The following is a 15,365-nucleotide window of genomic DNA, read 5'->3' on the forward strand; positions in this document are numbered from 1 at the left end:
TCGCCATGGCCCGTTTCTTCATCGACCGTCCCATCTTCGCCTGGGTCATCGCGATCGTCATCACCCTGGCCGGCGCGATCTCGATCCTGTCGCTGCCGCTGGAGCAGTATCCGGACATCGCCCCGCCCGCGATCACCGTCAGCGCCACCTACACCGGCGCTTCCGCCGAGACCGTGCAGAACTCGGTGACGCAGATCCTCGAGCAGCAGATGACCGGGCTGGACGACCTGCTGTACATGTCCTCCAGCAGCAGCTCCGCCGGCAGCGCCTCGATCACCCTGACCTTCGATTCCGGCACCGATCCGGACACCGCGCAGGTGCAGGTGCAGAACAAGGTCTCGCAAGGCGAGTCGATGCTGCCCGAGGCGGTGCAGAGCAATGGCGTGACCGTCACCAAGTCCGCCGGCAGCAGCATGTTCATGGTGCTGGCCTTCACCTCCGAAGACGGCAGCATGGACAGCACCGACATCGGCGACTACATGGTGTCCACGCTGCAGGACCCGATCAGCCGGCTCAACGGCATCGGCGGAGTCAACGTATTCGGCTCCGAATACTCGATGCGGGTGTGGCTGGACCCGGAAAAGCTGCGCACCTATGCGCTGATGCCCTCGGACGTGAGCAACGCGATCTCGGCGCAGAACGCCGACGTCTCCTCCGGCGCGCTCGGCGCGCTGCCGGCAGCGCAGGGCCAGCAGCTCAACGCCACGGTCACCTCGCGCAGCAAGCTCAAGACCCCGGCGCAGTTCGAGGCGATCGTGCTGAAGTCGCAGGCCGGCGGCGCCACCGTGTACCTGCGCGACGTGGCGCGGGTCGAACTGGGTTCCAAGTCGTATGCGTCCAGTTCCAAGTACAACGGCAAGGCCGCCTCCGGCATGGGCCTGCAGCTGGCCACCGGCGCCAACGCGCTGGACGCGGCCAAGGCGGTGGAGGCCAAGCTGGAGCAGCTCAAGCCGTATTTCCCGGCCGGACTCAAATACGAGGTCGCCTACGACACCACGCCGTTCGTGCGCATCTCCATCGAGGAAGTGGTCAAGACCCTGCTCGAGGCGATCGCGCTGGTGGTGCTGGTGATGTACCTGTTCCTGCAGAACTGGCGCGCCACGCTGGTGCCGGTGATCGCGGTGCCGGTGGTGCTGTTGGGCACCTTCGGCGTGTTGGCCTTGCTCGGCTATTCGATCAACACCCTGACCATGTTCGCGATGGTGCTGGCGATCGGCCTGCTGGTGGACGATGCGATCGTGGTGGTGGAGAACGTCGAGCGTCTGATGAGCGAGGAAGGCATGTCGCCACGGCAGGCGACCTACACCTCGATGGGGCAGATCACCGGCGCGCTGGTCGGCATCGCGCTGGTGCTCACGGCGGTGTTCCTGCCGATGGCGTTCTTCGGCGGCGCTACCGGCGAGATCTACCGGCAGTTCTCGGTGACCATCGCCGCGGCGATGCTGCTGTCGCTGCTGGTGGCGCTGACCCTGAGCCCGGCGCTGTGCGCCAGCCTGCTCAAGCCGATCGAGCAGGGCGGCCACGTGTCGCGCAAGGGCCTGCTCGGGCGCTTCTTCGGCTGGTTCAACGACCGCTTCGATCGCGGCGCCGATGGCTACGGCCGCGGCGTGGGCAAGCTGATCGGCCACCGCAAGCTCGGCGGGCTGGTCTATCTGGTGTTGCTCGCGGTGATGGCGCTGCTGTTCTGGCGCCTGCCCAGCTCGTTCCTGCCCGAAGAGGACCAGGGCATGCTGATGGTGATGTTCACCACCCCTGCCGGCGCCACCCAGCAGCGCACTCAGCAGTCGATCGACCAGGCCACCGGCTTCATCCTCAAGCAGCCGGAAGTGGCGGGGGTGATGACCATCTCCGGCTTCAGCTTCGCCGGCAGCAGCCAGAACTCGGGCATGGGCTTCATCAAGCTCAAGGATTGGGCCGAGCGCGATGCTTCCGCGCAGGAGATCGCCAACCGTATCACCGGCGCGATGATGGGCGCGCTGCCCGACGCGCAGGTGTTCGCGTTGTCGCCGCCGGCGATCAACGGCCTGGGCACCAGTTCCGGCTTCACCCTGGAACTGCAGGACGTGGCCGGCAAGGGCCACGACGCCCTGGTCGCCGCACGCAAGCAATTGCTGCAACTGGCCAACGCCGACAAAGGCATGACCGCGGTGCGCTTCAACGGCCTGGAAGACGCGCCGACCTACCGCGTGCGGATCGACGATGCCAAGGCCGGCGCGCTGGGCCTGGCGGCCTCCGACATCAACGCCACGCTGGCCACGGTGATGGGCGGCAGCTACGTCAACGACTTCCTCAACAACAATCGGGTCAAGCGCGTCTACGTGCAAGGAGACGCCGCCGCGCGCATGTTGCCCAGCGACATCGACCGCTGGTACGTGCGCAACAGCAGCGAGGCGATGGTGCCGTTCTCGGCCTTCTCCAGCAGCGCGTGGGCGTATGCGCCGCAGGTATTGAGCCGCTTCAACGGGGTCGAGTCGATGGAGATCACCGGCAGCGCCGCCAGCGGCATCAGTTCTGGCGACGCGATGAACGGCATCGCCGGGCTGGTCGGGAAAGTGGGCAAGGACGTAGGTTACGCATGGTCAGGCATGTCCTACCAGGAGCAGGCCTCCGGCGCGCAGACCTGGATGCTGTACACGGTGTCGCTGATCTTCGTGTTCCTGTGCCTGGCCGCGCTGTACGAGAGCTGGTCGATCCCGATCTCGGTGATGCTGGCGGTGCCGGTGGGCATCGTCGGCGCGCTGCTGGCGACGTGGTTGCGCGGGCTGTCCAACGACATCTACTTCCAGGTCGGCCTGCTGGCGACGATGGGCCTGGCGGCCAAGAACGGCATCCTGATCGTCGAGTTCGCCAAGGAACTGGAGGAGAAGGGCCAGCCGCTGATCGACGCCACGCTGCATGCGGCGCGCATGCGCCTGCGCCCGATCCTGATGACCTCGCTGGCGTTCATGCTCGGCGTGCTGCCGATGGTGATCAGCAGCGGCGCCGGCTCCGGCGGTCGCCATTCGCTGGGCACCGGCGTGCTCGGCGGCACCCTGATCTCGACCATGCTCGGCATCTTCTTCGTGCCGCTGTTCTACGTGATCGTGCGCAGTCTGTTCCCCGGCAAGCGTGCCGAACCGGAACCGCTGCGCACCAAGGAGGCAACGCCGTGATCCGTGTGTCCCTGACCCGTACCGCGCTGGCCCTGACCTGCGCCGGTGTCCTCGCCGGCTGCGCCAGCATGGCGCCGAACTACGCCCGTCCCGACGCGCCTGTGCCGGCCACTTTCGCCGACAGCGGCACCAGCACCGGTGGTGACGTCGCCGACGTGGCCACGCTGGACTGGCGCCAGGTGTTCCTGGATCCGCGCCTGCAGCAGGTGATCGCGCAGGCGCTGGACAACAACCGCGACCTGCGCGTGGCGGTGCTCAACATCGACAAAGCACGCGCGCAGTACCGCATCCAGCGCGCGGACCTGTTCCCGTCGGTGGACCTCAGCGGCAGCCAGAGCGCCTCGCGCAGCAGCGCGTCCACCAGCAGCAGCGGACGCTCCGAAGTGGGGCGCACCTATGCGGCCGACGTCGGCGTCAGCAGTTGGGAACTGGACCTGTTCGGACGCATCCGCAGCCTCAAGAACGAGGCGCTGGAAACCTACCTGGCCACCGCGCAGACCCAGCGCAGCACGCGCATGAGCCTGGTCGCCGAGGTCGCCGCCGACTGGCTGACCGTGGCCGCCGACCAGCAGCGCCTGGCGCTGGCGCAGCAGACCCTGGCCAGCCAGCGGCAGACGCTGCAGCTCACCGAACTGCAGCACCAGCAGGGCATCGTCTCCGGGCTGGACCTGGCGCAGGTGCAGACCAGCGTGGAGACCGCACGCGCCGACGTCGCCAGCTACACCACGCAGCTGGCCACTTCGCGCAACGCGCTGGACCTGGTGGTGGGTGCGCCAGTGAGCGCGGAAGCATTGCCGCAGGCCGCCGCGCTCGAAGGCGGCGTGGCGTTGGCACCGCTGCCGGCGCCGCTGGAATCGCGCGTGCTGTTGCAGCGTCCGGACGTGCTGTATGCCGAGCACACGCTGAAGTCTGCCAATGCCGACATCGGCGCTGCGCGCGCTGCGTTCTTCCCGACCATCGCGCTGACCGCGTCCACCGGGCGCAGCAGCACCGCGCTGTCCAGCCTTTTCGACGCCGGCAACCGTACTTGGTCGTTCGTGCCCAGCATCAGTGTGCCGATCTTCCGCGCCGGCGCGCTGAAGGCCGAACTGGACGCCAGCAAGATCCAGAAGGACATCACCGTGGCCGAGTACGAGCAGGCGATCCAGACCGCCTTCAGCGAGGTGGCCGATGCGCTGGCCACGCGCGCGCAACTGGACGAACGCATGGACGCGCAGCGCGCCCTGGTCGCCGTCACCCAACGCAGCTACACCCTGGCCGACGCGCGCTACCGCAACGGCGTGGACAGCTACCTGGACGCATTGGATTCGCAGCGCTCGCTGTACGCCGCGCAGCAGGATCTGATCACCTTGCGCCTGACCGAGGCCAGCAACCGCGTCACCCTGTACAAGGTGCTCGGCGGCGGCGCGGATGCGCGCAGCGGCGAGCCGGTGGCTGAAGCGACGCGTTAGCGGATTTCTTGCGCGACTGTAGGAGCGGCTTCAGCCGCGACGGGCCTTACCGGGAGCACCTGTCGCGGCTGAAGCCGCTCCTACAAAGAACAGCATCAGGATCGAAACGGCACCAGCAGCATTGGCGCATGGAGGCATCGGCGCCGCACCAGGCTTCCATGCCCGGGCAGCGCTTTTACCAATCTCCAATCCCGACTCCCCATTCCGGCCCTCACCGCGCCGCGTTGGCGTTCATCGTCGCGTTGCGGTTGGCATCCAGGTACTGCGCCGGATCGCGCATGCCGGTGGTGTGGCACTGGCCGGTGGTGTGGCCGCGGTTGACCCCGCCCGGCAGCTGCGCGTTGACCTGCTCGACGGTGCCGTCCTCCGGGTCGTCCAGCACCAGGTCCGAGGCCGCGTTGCAGTAGTCGTTGGTGTACCAGTTGGTCTTGGCGAAGGAGGTGGTGTAGTAGTTGACCTGCGCCCGCGCCGAGGTCGGGATGCCGGCCAGCCAGGCCTTGGCGCCGTCGTAGCTCAGGTCGCTGTTGCTGCCGCAGCCCACGCCGAACCACGAGCCCACCGTGGCCAGGATGCCGGCCAGGTTGGTGCCCTGGTAGGGCGTACCCACCGACTGCATGACGCGGCCGCCGCTGGCGTTGTCCAGCCCGCTCCAGTAGTAGCTGTACAGGTGCAGCGCGGCCATGCCGCCCTGGCTGTGCGCCACCGTGCCGAACGAACTCCATTGGCTGCCGAACTGCGCCAGCAGTTGCGCGAACTGGTCGTTGCTGCGGTTCTGGTTGACGTCCAGGAACGCCGAGGCATTGCTGAATTGCGCCACCGGCCACACCCCGCCCGAGCAGTAGCCATGCACCAGCAGCAGCCGCGCACCGGTCGCCTGCGGCTGCGTATCGGTCGCCGCGCGCAGCAGCGCGGCCGGGCGCTCGCCCATGCGCATGCTGGCGTCGATCGCGCCGCCGCGCGCCACGCTGCTGCGGCGCGGCGCCGGCAGGGTCAGCGCCAGCGTGTCGTGCGTGGCCAGCGGCACGAAATGGTCCGGGTCCTCGATGCGCAGGTTGCGCAGCGTGAACGGCGCGCGCGCGCCGGCGCGGACGATCCAGCGTTCGTCCACGCTCAGCGGCAGGCGCCCGTCCTGCGGCGCGAGCATGCCGCCGAGCCAGGCCACCGGTACCGCGCTGCCGTCGCGGCCGGTGCCCCACAGTTCGCCGAGCACGCGGTAGTGCGCCGGCGCCTGGCCGCCGGCACTGACCGGGATCGGCAGCATCAGGCGGGTGCCGTCCTGCGCGCTCGCCGTCACCGCGTCGGCGGCAATGCGCAAGCTGGTGTCGAGCACCGGCAGCACGTGTTCGGCGGTGCGCACGAACGCCTGGCCGGCGGCATCCTCGCCATGCACCACCACTTGCGCGACGTAGCTGCCGGGGCCCTTCGCCGGGAAATCGCCGGCGTAGAGGCCATCGCCGGCGGCGCCGTCGCCATGGCGGCCGTCGTCGGCCATCGGCCACTGCGTCACCGTGCCGTCGGGCGCGATCACGCGCAGCTGCGCATCGCGGATGCGCCCGGCCGTGGCGCCGAGCGCGGTGGCGCCGTGGCCGTCGATGCCGCCGAGCATCGCAGTCAGGCCGATGCGCTGGCCGCTGTGCAGTTGGCGGCGATCGCTGGGATAGGACGCCAGCTGGGTGCGCGCGTCGCCTTCCATCAACAGGTAGCCGCGTTGCGCCTCGGTGCCGTCGGCGCGCAACGTCAAGGTCCAGTTGCCGTTGGCGGCAGCGTCCACGCGGTATTCGCGCGCCGGCAGTGCGGCGTCGCCGCTGCCCAGGCGGGTGGCGATGGCGTTCGGCACGATGCCGGCGGCGCTGGCGCGCGCGTTCGCCGCGCCAGGGGCATGCAACTGCGGTTGCCAGTCGTGCGCGCCGGACAGCAGCACGAAGCGCAGCTTGCCGTTCTCCACCGGCAGCGTCGCCTGCCATTGCGCAGCGGCGCCGCTGCGTGCGGATGAGAACTCCACCGGCAGTAACGCACTCTTGGACAGGATCGCCGCCTCGGCCGGTGCCGGCGCGCGCATCTGCGCGAATTCCTCCGGCGGGCCGGCCAATTGCTTGGGAACCAGATCGGCCGCCTGCGCGAGCAGCGGCGACAGCAGCAGCGTGGACAGCAGGGACAACTTCGGTAGCGTCGACATGGCTCTCTCCTTGAACGGTGCGAAGCCGGACAGTGCGCCGATCGCGATGCGACCGCACGCCTGCGCAGCGGATGCAGCGCCCCCTCGCCGCGACGTGACTGCGTTATACCCCGCCCCGATGACAGTTCCACCATGCGCTGCAGCACTGCGGCGGTTCCCGCGCCGCGGTGGTGGTGCAGGTGCCGCGGATCGGCTAGTGTCGGTGCTGGGGCGGCACTGCGGTGCCGATGGGAACGCTGGAACAGCCAGGGGGATGTCCAGATGCTGCGTACTGCAGTGCTTTTCTCTGTTGTCTTTGCCGGGCTTGCGCCCGCGGCCGTCGTCGCGCAAGCGCCTGCGTCGATCCGCACCGGGTTCGCCTACTGCAGCGTGACCGACACCGGCACAGTGCCGGCCAAGGTCTGGGCCTCGCCAGTCGTCGAGGTGTCCTACCACGACGACGCCAGCGGCTGGCTGCTGCGCAGCAACGAACTGGCCAGCGATTTCCTGCGGCATGTTGGCAGCCTGGGCGGCGCCGGAACCAAGGACTGCGCGCTCGGCCCCGGCCGTGACGAAGCCCTGGCGCAGCGCGAGCAGCAACGCGCGCTGTGGAGCAAGCGGCCGTTGCTGATCAAGGTCGGCAGCTGGCGCGAGGTGGAGTGGACGCCGCCGCCATGGAATGCCGCCGCGCAGGTGCCGACGCAGGTCACACGCTATTTCTACTGCTACCAGACCCAGGTCGACGTTCCCGATCGTAGCGACTTGGCGCGGACCGTCGCCAGCCAGATCTTCGCCATGCCGACCGACGCCGATCCGCTCGCGGTGTATGCCCAGAGCGCGGCGTACGCCGAGGAATTCAAGCAGACCGTGCGCGCGCACGGCCTGCCGGACGAAGGCACCACCTGCACCGCGTACGACACCCAGGCGGAAGCGGGCAAGGCCAGCCGCGACTACCGCAGGCTGTTCGGCGGGTTCAACACCAAGTTCACCGACGTGGCGTGGACGCCGAGTGGCCGCGCACCTGCAGCGGCCGCGGCGCCGCCGGCCTTGGCTTCGGCAGCGCCGAGCGCAGCCGCAGCCGCTGCGGCACCCAGAACACTCGGAGTGCGCATCGCGCCGGTCACCGCGGAACTGGTGTTGGCAACCGGGCTTCCTTCCGCGCGCGGCGCATGGATCGTGGAGGTGATCGATGGGAGCGTCGCCATGCATGCCGGGATCAAACCGATGGACGTGCTGCTGGAGATCGACGGCCGGGCGGTTGGCGCCGCTCAGGACGTGCCGGCGCTGGTGGCCGGAGTGCGCACAGGCGTTCCGGTGCCGGCGCAGGTATGGCGCGATCGCCGCATGCAGCAACTGAGTCTGTTGTTTGCAGGCGGCACTGACGCTGCGGTATCGGCGCAAGTGCCGGCGGCCGCTGCGCCAACGACGGAGTGAATTGAAGGCCTGTAGCTGCGGGTGTTTTGCCGCATGTCGGGTGTTCGGTGTAGCCGCCCGCAGCGCATCGCAGTGGGGTAGGGCAGCCTATTTCCAGGACCGGCGCATGAGCCAAGCGCTGCGCTGCGATAGCCGCGAACGGACATGCCGTGGCACCTGCCGTTGCGATGCCCGGCGTGCAGCACGCCGGGCATCGTGGGCCTACGTCGCCGACTTACGCCGCTTGCGCCTGCTGCGCGCGCAGCTGCCGTGCCGCGGCCACCATCGCCTCCAGCGCGCTGCGCGTTTCCGCCCAGTCGCGCGTCTTCAAGCCGCAATCCGGATTGACCCACAGCTGCTGCGGATCCAGCACCGCGCGCGCCTTGTCCAGCAACGCCACCATCTCCTGCGTGCTGGGCACGCGCGGCGAGTGGATGTCGTACACGCCCGGGCCGATCGCGTTCGGATAGCGGAAGCGCACGAACGCATCGAGCAGTTCCATCCGCGAGCGCGAGGTCTCGATCGAGATCACGTCCGCGTCCATCGCCGCCACCGCCTCGATGATGTCGTTGAACTCCGAGTAGCACATGTGGGTATGGATCTGGGTGGCGTCGCGCACCCCGGCCGCGGCGATGCGGAAGCACTGCACCGCCCAGTCCAGGTAGGCCTGCCAGTCGGCGCGGCGCAGCGGCAGGCCCTCGCGGATCGCCGGCTCGTCGATCTGGATGACGCCGATGCCGGCCGCCTCCAGGTCGCGCACCTCGTCGCGCAGCGCCAGCGCGATCTGCCGGCAGGTCTGCGCGCGTTCCTGGTCGTCGCGCACGAACGACCACTGCAGCACCGTCACCGGTCCGGTCAGCATGCCCTTCATCGGCCTGTCGGTCAGCGACTGCGCGTACTGGGTCCAGCGCAGCGTCATCGGCGCGGGACGCCGCACGTCGCCGTAGATGATCGGCGGCTTGACGCAGCGCGAGCCGTAGCTCTGCACCCAGCCGTGCTTGGTGAAGGCGAAACCGTCGAGTTGCTCGCCGAAGTATTCGACCATGTCGTTGCGCTCGAACTCGCCGTGCACCAGCACGTCCAGCCCGAGCTGCTCCTGCGCGCGCACGCAGCGTTCTGTCTCTGCGGCCAGGAACGCATCGTACTCGGCATCGCCGAGCTTGCCGGCCTTGTGCTGCGCGCGCGCCTGCCGCACCTGTGCGGTCTGCGGGAACGAGCCGATGGTGGTGGTCGGGTAGGCCGGCAGCCGCAACGCCGCCAGCTGCGCCTCGCGCCGCTGCGGATACGGCGACTGCCGGCGCCCGGCATCCTCGCTCAGCGCCGCCACCCGGCGTGCGACCTCGGGGCGATGCACGCGCGCGGACGCACGCCGCGTCTCCAGCGCCTCGCGCGCCGCTGCCAGCTCGGTCTGCGCGTGCGGCAGCTCCAGCAGCGCATCGGCCAGTGTGCGCAGTTCCTGCAGTTTCTGCCGGGCGAAGGCCAGCCATGCGTGCAGTTCGCGATCCAGGCGCTGTTCCTGCTCCAGATCCACCGGTACGTGCAGCAGCGAACACGACGGCGCCAGCCACAGGCGCTCGCTGCCGACATGCCCGACCGCGTAACGCGCCAGGGTCAGCGCCGTGTCCAGCGGCGTGCGCCAGACGTTGCGGCCGTTGACCAGTCCGGCCGACAGCACGCGGTCGGCCGGCAGCGCCTGCAGCACCGCGTCCAACTGCGCCACGCCGCGCACCAGGTCCACGTGCAGGCCGTCCACCGGCAGCGACGCGGCCAGTTCCAGGTTGTCGCCCAGCTCGCCGAAATACGTGGTCAGCAGCAGCTTCGGCCGCGGCGCCTGGGCCAGGAACGCATAGGCGCGGCCATAGGCCTCGCGCGCGGCGAGGTCCAGATCCAGCACCAGCGCCGGCTCGTCGATCTGCACCCAGGCGGCACCGGCAGCGTCGAGTTGCTGCAGCAGTTCGGCGTAGGCCGGCAACAGGCTGTCCAGCAGCGCCCAGCGGTCGCTGCCGTCCACGGTCTTGGACAGCAGCAGGAAGGTCACCGGCCCGATCAGCACCGGCCGCGTAGTGATGCCCAGCGCCTTGGCTTCCAGGAACTCGGCCAACGGCTTGTCGCCACGCAGGCGGAAATGCTGGCGCCGCGCCAGTTCCGGCACCAGGTAGTGGTAGTTGGTGTCGAACCACTTGGTCATTTCCAGCGCGTGCAGGTCCAGGCCGTCCTCCTGCGTGCCGCGCGCCATCGCGAAGTAGCCGGCCAGCGGATCGGCATCGGCCAGCGCGCGGTAGCGCTGCGGGATCGCGTCGAACAGGAACGCGGTGTCGAGCATCGCGTCGTACAGGCTGAAGTCGTTGCTGGGCGGCAGGTCCACCCCGGCCTCGACCTGCAGCCGCCAGTGCCGCTGGCGCAACTGCCGCGCCGTGTCTTGCAGGCTTGCGCCGTTGCTGTCGCCGCGCCAGTAGCTTTCCAGCGCTCGCTTGAGCTCGCGCCGCGCACCGATGCGCGGGAAGCCCAGGTTGGTCACGATCGTCATTTGCGTTTCCTCATTGCGTTCATGGGCATTGAGGAACGAAGGAACCGCGCGCCGTCCGCCCGTTCGCACGGGACGCCCGCCACGCCAGCGACCTTCGCCCCCGCGGGCGAACCGGCGCCACGCGGGCAGGCGGAAGAGCGCGGCGCGGCGCAGGGCCACGGCACGGCTTCCGGCCGCCTCCCCGCGGAGACGCCAGGTCGAATCGGAGGACGCACAGGTCCTCCGGCCGGGGCCGGTATTCGGGCTGATGGACGAGCGCACCGTGCCGGCTGCGCGCCTACTGTCCGCCGCTTCCCAGGCCGGCATGCGCCGGCCCAGTGCCATTGACGGAGGTCGTTTCCATTCACCGCTGCGGGGCAGCTCCGGAATGGGCAGGCGCTTGCGGCGCCGGCCTTCACCGGATTCCCGTTTAAATCCATCCCTTCATCCGAATGAAGCGATGGATACCTTCGGCGAGCGCACGATAGGCCGGATGCGGCGGCGGGTCAAGCGCCAAGTGAATTCGCCGACGTTGGCCGGCAACGTTCACGGCGAACGTGTAAGCTATTGATCCCAAAGCCAATGATCTGGCGCTCCCGCGGCAAGCGGCAGCGCAGCACCGCCGCGCCCAATGACGCTTCCGCTCCAGACCTCCGACCTGCCCGCGCGCTACGCCGCTTCCCTGCGCCTGTCCGTTGCGCCGATGATGGACTGGACCGATCGCCATTGCCGCGTGTTCCACCGGTTGCTGGCGCCGTCGGCGCGGCTGTATACCGAGATGGTGCATGCCAATGCGGTGGTGCTGGGCGATCGCGCGCGCTTGCTGGGCTTCGATGCGGTCGAGCATCCGCTGGCGCTGCAGCTGGGTGGCAGCGATCCGGCGCTGTTGGCGCAGGCGGCGCGGATCGGCCAGGAGTGGGGCTACGACGAGGTCAATCTCAATTGCGGCTGCCCGTCCGACCGGGTCCAGGCCGGGCGCTTCGGTGCCTGCCTGATGCGCGAGCCGGCGCTGGTCGCCGAGTGCGTGGCGGCGATGGTGCAGGCGGTGGACATCCCGGTCACGGTGAAGTGCCGCCTGGGCGTGGACCAGGACGACGACTACGCGGTCTTCCTCGCCTTCGTCGACCAGGTCGCCGCCGCCGGTTGCGGGCTGTTCGTGGTGCATGCGCGCAACGCGTGGCTGCAGGGCCTGTCGCCGAAGGAGAACCGCGAGGTGCCGCCGCTGCGCTACGACTGGGCGCACCGGCTCAAGCGCGAACGCCCGCAGCTGCGGATCGTGCTCAACGGCGGGCTAGCCGAGGTGGAGACGGCCCAGGCGCAGCTGGAGGCGGTCGACGGGGTGATGCTGGGCCGGGCGGCCTACCACGATCCCTATGTGCTGCACCGGCTGGACGCGGCCCTGACCGGCGCCACGCCGCGGCCGCGCGCCGAGCTGCTGCGCGCACTGCGGCCCTACGTCGAGGCGCGCCTGGCCGATGGGGTGGCGCTCAAGCACATCGCACGGCACCTGCTCGGCCTGTTCCACGGTCAGCCGGGCGGCCGCGCGTTCCGCCAGGCGCTCAGCGAGGGCGCGCACCGGCCGGGCGCGGACTGGGCGCTGCTGGAACAGGCGTTGCAGCCGACCGAGGGCGGGGCGCGCGCCGCGGCGTAAAGGGGCTTGGCAGGGTTGCGAGTGTCTGAGCCTGCCGGGACCTGTGCTTCCTCCCATACGGTTTGGGTCGATGCCGCTGGCTCCCTTTTGACGCTCGTTCAGTTATTTTGTTCAGGTTGTTGCGGCGACCAGTGTCACCCTCCGAGAGGGCGGCAGACCGTGCACAACCGGGGCCGGGCAGCGCCGGGGACAGCCCGTCAGGAGCGCCGATGGGAGTTCATTTGCCTGAACGCCGACAGCCGCAAGCGGAAAAGTTCAGATCGGATTCACCCCGAAAAATCAAGAATTTGGCTCGATTTTGCAGAATCGTGCCGCTGTCGCCATGCGGTCCGTTTCACAACTTTTGAACGTTTCCGATCAGTCCGTTAGGATGCCTGTCGTGACCCTTGCCACTCTCCGCCGCTGCCGCACCGCTGTCGTGATCGCGTTCGCGCTCACGGCTGCCGGCCATGGCTGGGCGCAGCAGCGTGGTCCGGGTCCGGCCATGGCGCAGGCCCGCGATGCTGCCCGGGCGCGCGACTACAACGGCAGTTCGCTGTCCGATGCGGTGCGGCGGGTCCAGCGGTCCACCGGTGGACAGATCCTCGGCGCCGAGCGCGTGCCGTTCGACGGACGCGACATCAACCGGGTCAAGTACATGGATGGCCGCGGACGCGTTCGCTACATGGACGATCCGCAACCGGGCGGCGTCGCGCCGCCGCGCGTTCCGCGCCCGATCGAGCCGCAGGAACCACCACGCGACGATAACCCCTGAGCCAGGATAGTTTGGTTCAGCTTGCAACATCCAATGCCCCGGCCGCCGGCCATCCGTAAGAAGTAACTAGGGAGAGTTCATGCGTATCCTTCTGGTCGAAGACGAAGCCCCGCTGCGTGAGACCCTGGCTGCTCGCCTGAAGCGCGAGGGGTTCGCGGTGGATGCGGCGCAGGACGGCGAGGAAGGCCTGTACATGGGCCGCGAAGTGCCCTTCGACGTGGGCATCATCGACCTCGGCCTGCCGAAGATGTCGGGCATGGAGCTGATCAAGGCGCTGCGCGACGAAGGCAAGAAGTTTCCGGTGCTGATCCTCACCGCGCGTTCGAGCTGGCAGGACAAGGTCGAGGGCCTGAAGCAGGGCGCCGACGACTATCTGGTCAAGCCGTTCCATGTCGAGGAGTTGCTGGCGCGGGTCAACGCGCTGCTGCGCCGCGCCGCGGGCTGGAGCAAGCCGACCCTGGAGTGCGGGCCGGTGGCGCTGGATCTGGCGGCGCAGACGGTCAGCGTCAGCGGCAGCAACGTCGACCTGACCAGCTACGAATACAAGGTGCTCGAATACCTGATGATGCACGCCGGCGAACTGGTCTCCAAGGCCGACCTCACCGAGCACATCTACCAGCAGGATTTCGACCGCGACTCCAACGTACTGGAAGTGTTCATCGGCCGCCTGCGCAAGAAGCTGGATCCGGACGGCGAACTGAAGCCGATCGAGACCGTGCGCGGCCGCGGCTACCGTTTCGCCATCCCGCGCACCGAAGGCTGATCCCACGCGCCTGCGATCCGCAAGCGAAGGAAGCGACGGCGTGCCGGCACGACCCAAGTGGTACAAGCGCTGGCGCCCGCGTTCGCTGCAGGCGCGCCAGTTGCTGGCCGCCAGCCTGAGCCTGGTGGCGTTCCTGGCTGCGGCCGGTTATGCGCTGGACCAGGCCTTCGCCGATACCGCGCTGAGCAACCTGCGCGAGCGCCTGAAGAGCTACGCCACCGCCTACGCCAACAACGTCGACGTGGCGCGCGACGGCTCGCTGTACATCAACAACGACAAGCCGCCGCCGGACCCGCACTTCGACCGGCCCGGCAGCGGCCTGTACGCGCAGATCGTGATGCCCAACGAACGCTGGATCTCGATGTCCAGCGAGGGTCCGTTGCCGCCCAAGGGCGGCATGCTCGAGCCGCGCCAGGAAACCTTCGACGGCCCCTGGCCGATGACCCAGATCGACGGCAGCGAAGGCGAGGTCTACCGCTACGGCATCGGCCTGGCCTACGTGCGCCGCGACAAGGAAACCCCGGTCACCATCTACGTCATGGAGGACACCCGCGCGCTGGGCGCGCAGCTGCGCGTGTTCCGCGGCCGGGTGTGGTTCAACCTCGGCGGCGCCGGGCTGATCCTGCTGCTGCTGCAGGCCTTCATCCTGCAATGGAGCCTGCGCCCGCTGCGGCGGGTGATCAACGAGCTGACCAAGGTGCAGCGCGGCGAAGCGGTGCGCATGGGCGATCGCCATCCGCGCGAGCTGGAGCCGCTGACCGACAGCATCAACGCCTTCATCGAGAGCGAGCGCGAGAACCTGGACCGCCAGCGCAACACCCTGGCCGACCTGGCGCACAGCCTGAAGACGCCGCTGGCGGTGCTGCGCACCCAATTGGACAGCGGCAACGACGGCCCCGAACTGCGCGAGGAACTGGACGCGCAGCTGCGGCGCATGAACAACCTGGTGACCTACCAGCTCAGCCGCGCCGCCTCCAGCGGCCACAAGCTGTTCTCCGCGCCGCTGCCGATCGAACCCAATGCCGAGGAGATCGTGCGCGGCCTGGAGAAGGTGTATGCGGCCAAGGGCGTGCTGTGCGAATTTGACATCGAGCCGAGCGCGCGCTTCCACGGCGAGCCCGGCGACCTGCAGGAACTGCTCGGCAACCTGCTCGAGAACGCCTTCAAGTGGGCGCGGCGGCGGGTGCTGCTGAGCGTGCATCCGGCGCCGGCCGCCGGCAGCCGCCGTGCTGGGCTGGTGCTGTCGGTGGAGGACGACGGTCCGGGCATCGCGCCGGAAGAGGTCGCGCACATCCTGCAGCGCGGCGTGCGCGGCGACGAGCGCGTGCACGGCCATGGCATCGGCCTGGCGATCGTGCAGGACCTGGTCAAGGGCTACCGCGGCGAACTGCAGGTGAGCCGCTCCGAGGAACTGGGCGGCGCGCGCTTCCTGGTGACGCTGCCGCCGGGCCTGTAGCCCGGCCTTCGGATTGCGTGGTCGCGAGGTGAATCCCGCGCAAACACCGCGGCGCGTTCCGACA

At 69.1% G+C, this 15,365-nt stretch carries 9 protein-coding genes and 1 riboswitch; of the genes, 7 read left to right on the forward strand and 2 right to left on the reverse strand.

The genetic code is table 11. The annotated features are described in order from the left end of the window. Positions 1–5: 5 nt before the first annotated feature. Together NUG20_RS01680 and NUG20_RS01685 are read left to right on the forward strand one after the other, a co-directional pair. Entirely contained in the window at positions 6–3,152 is a 3,147-nt protein-coding gene (locus NUG20_RS01680) for an efflux RND transporter permease subunit (RefSeq protein WP_263396744.1), read from the forward strand. Beyond that, entirely contained in the window at positions 3,152–4,603 is a 1,452-nt protein-coding gene (locus tag NUG20_RS01685; RefSeq protein WP_286038050.1) for an efflux transporter outer membrane subunit, read from the forward strand. The genes NUG20_RS01680 and NUG20_RS01685 overlap by 1 nt, the downstream gene beginning before the upstream one ends. Positions 4,604–4,814: 211 nt before the next feature. On the opposite strand, the gene NUG20_RS01690 is transcribed toward NUG20_RS01685, so the two are convergent. After that, positions 4,815–6,779 carry a choice-of-anchor X domain-containing protein gene (locus NUG20_RS01690; protein ID WP_263396745.1) on the reverse strand — a complete coding sequence of 655 codons (1,965 nt, stop codon included), beginning with the start codon at positions 6,777–6,779 and terminating at the stop codon, positions 4,815–4,817. Positions 6,780–6,911: 132 nt separating this feature from the next. Between NUG20_RS01690 and NUG20_RS01695 the strand changes: the two genes are divergently transcribed. Beyond that, on the forward strand, positions 6,912–8,192 hold the full coding sequence (locus NUG20_RS01695) for a PDZ domain-containing protein (protein WP_263396746.1): 1,281 nt from the start codon (positions 6,912–6,914) through the stop codon (positions 8,190–8,192). 214 nt (positions 8,193–8,406) lie between these two features. Here the strand turns inward: NUG20_RS01695 and metE are convergent, their stop codons facing one another. After that, the gene (metE, locus tag NUG20_RS01700) at positions 8,407–10,698 is read right to left on the reverse strand and encodes a 5-methyltetrahydropteroyltriglutamate--homocysteine S-methyltransferase (RefSeq protein ID WP_263396747.1); all 2,292 of its coding nucleotides are present in this window, start codon (positions 10,696–10,698) and stop codon (positions 8,407–8,409) included. A 212-nt stretch (positions 10,699–10,910) separates the two neighbouring features. Beyond that, positions 10,911–11,164: riboswitch (cobalamin riboswitch) on the reverse strand. Between the two features lie 144 nt (positions 11,165–11,308). On the opposite strand from metE, the gene dusA reads away from it, so the two are divergent. The 4 genes from dusA (at position 11,309) to NUG20_RS01720 (ending at position 15,301) form a co-directional block, all read left to right on the forward strand. Next, a complete protein-coding gene (dusA, locus tag NUG20_RS01705; RefSeq protein WP_263396748.1) occupies positions 11,309–12,328 on the forward strand; it encodes a tRNA dihydrouridine(20/20a) synthase DusA in 1,020 nt (339 codons plus the stop codon). A gap of 484 nt (positions 12,329–12,812) precedes the next feature. Beyond that, the gene (locus NUG20_RS01710; RefSeq protein ID WP_263398366.1) at positions 12,813–13,082 is read left to right on the forward strand and encodes a hypothetical protein; all 270 of its coding nucleotides are present in this window, start codon (positions 12,813–12,815) and stop codon (positions 13,080–13,082) included. Between the two features lie 79 nt (positions 13,083–13,161). Continuing rightward, positions 13,162–13,845 carry a response regulator transcription factor gene (locus tag NUG20_RS01715; RefSeq protein ID WP_003469280.1) on the forward strand — a complete coding sequence of 228 codons (684 nt, stop codon included), beginning with the start codon at positions 13,162–13,164 and terminating at the stop codon, positions 13,843–13,845. A gap of 85 nt (positions 13,846–13,930) precedes the next feature. After that, positions 13,931–15,301, forward strand: coding sequence for an ATP-binding protein (locus tag NUG20_RS01720; protein ID WP_263398367.1), 1,371 nt, complete (start codon positions 13,931–13,933; stop codon positions 15,299–15,301). Positions 15,302–15,365 lie beyond the last annotated feature (64 nt).

The sequence above is a fragment of the Xanthomonas sp. CFBP 8443 genome (genome assembly GCF_025666195.1).
Classification (GTDB): Bacteria; Pseudomonadota; Gammaproteobacteria; order Xanthomonadales; family Xanthomonadaceae; genus Xanthomonas_A.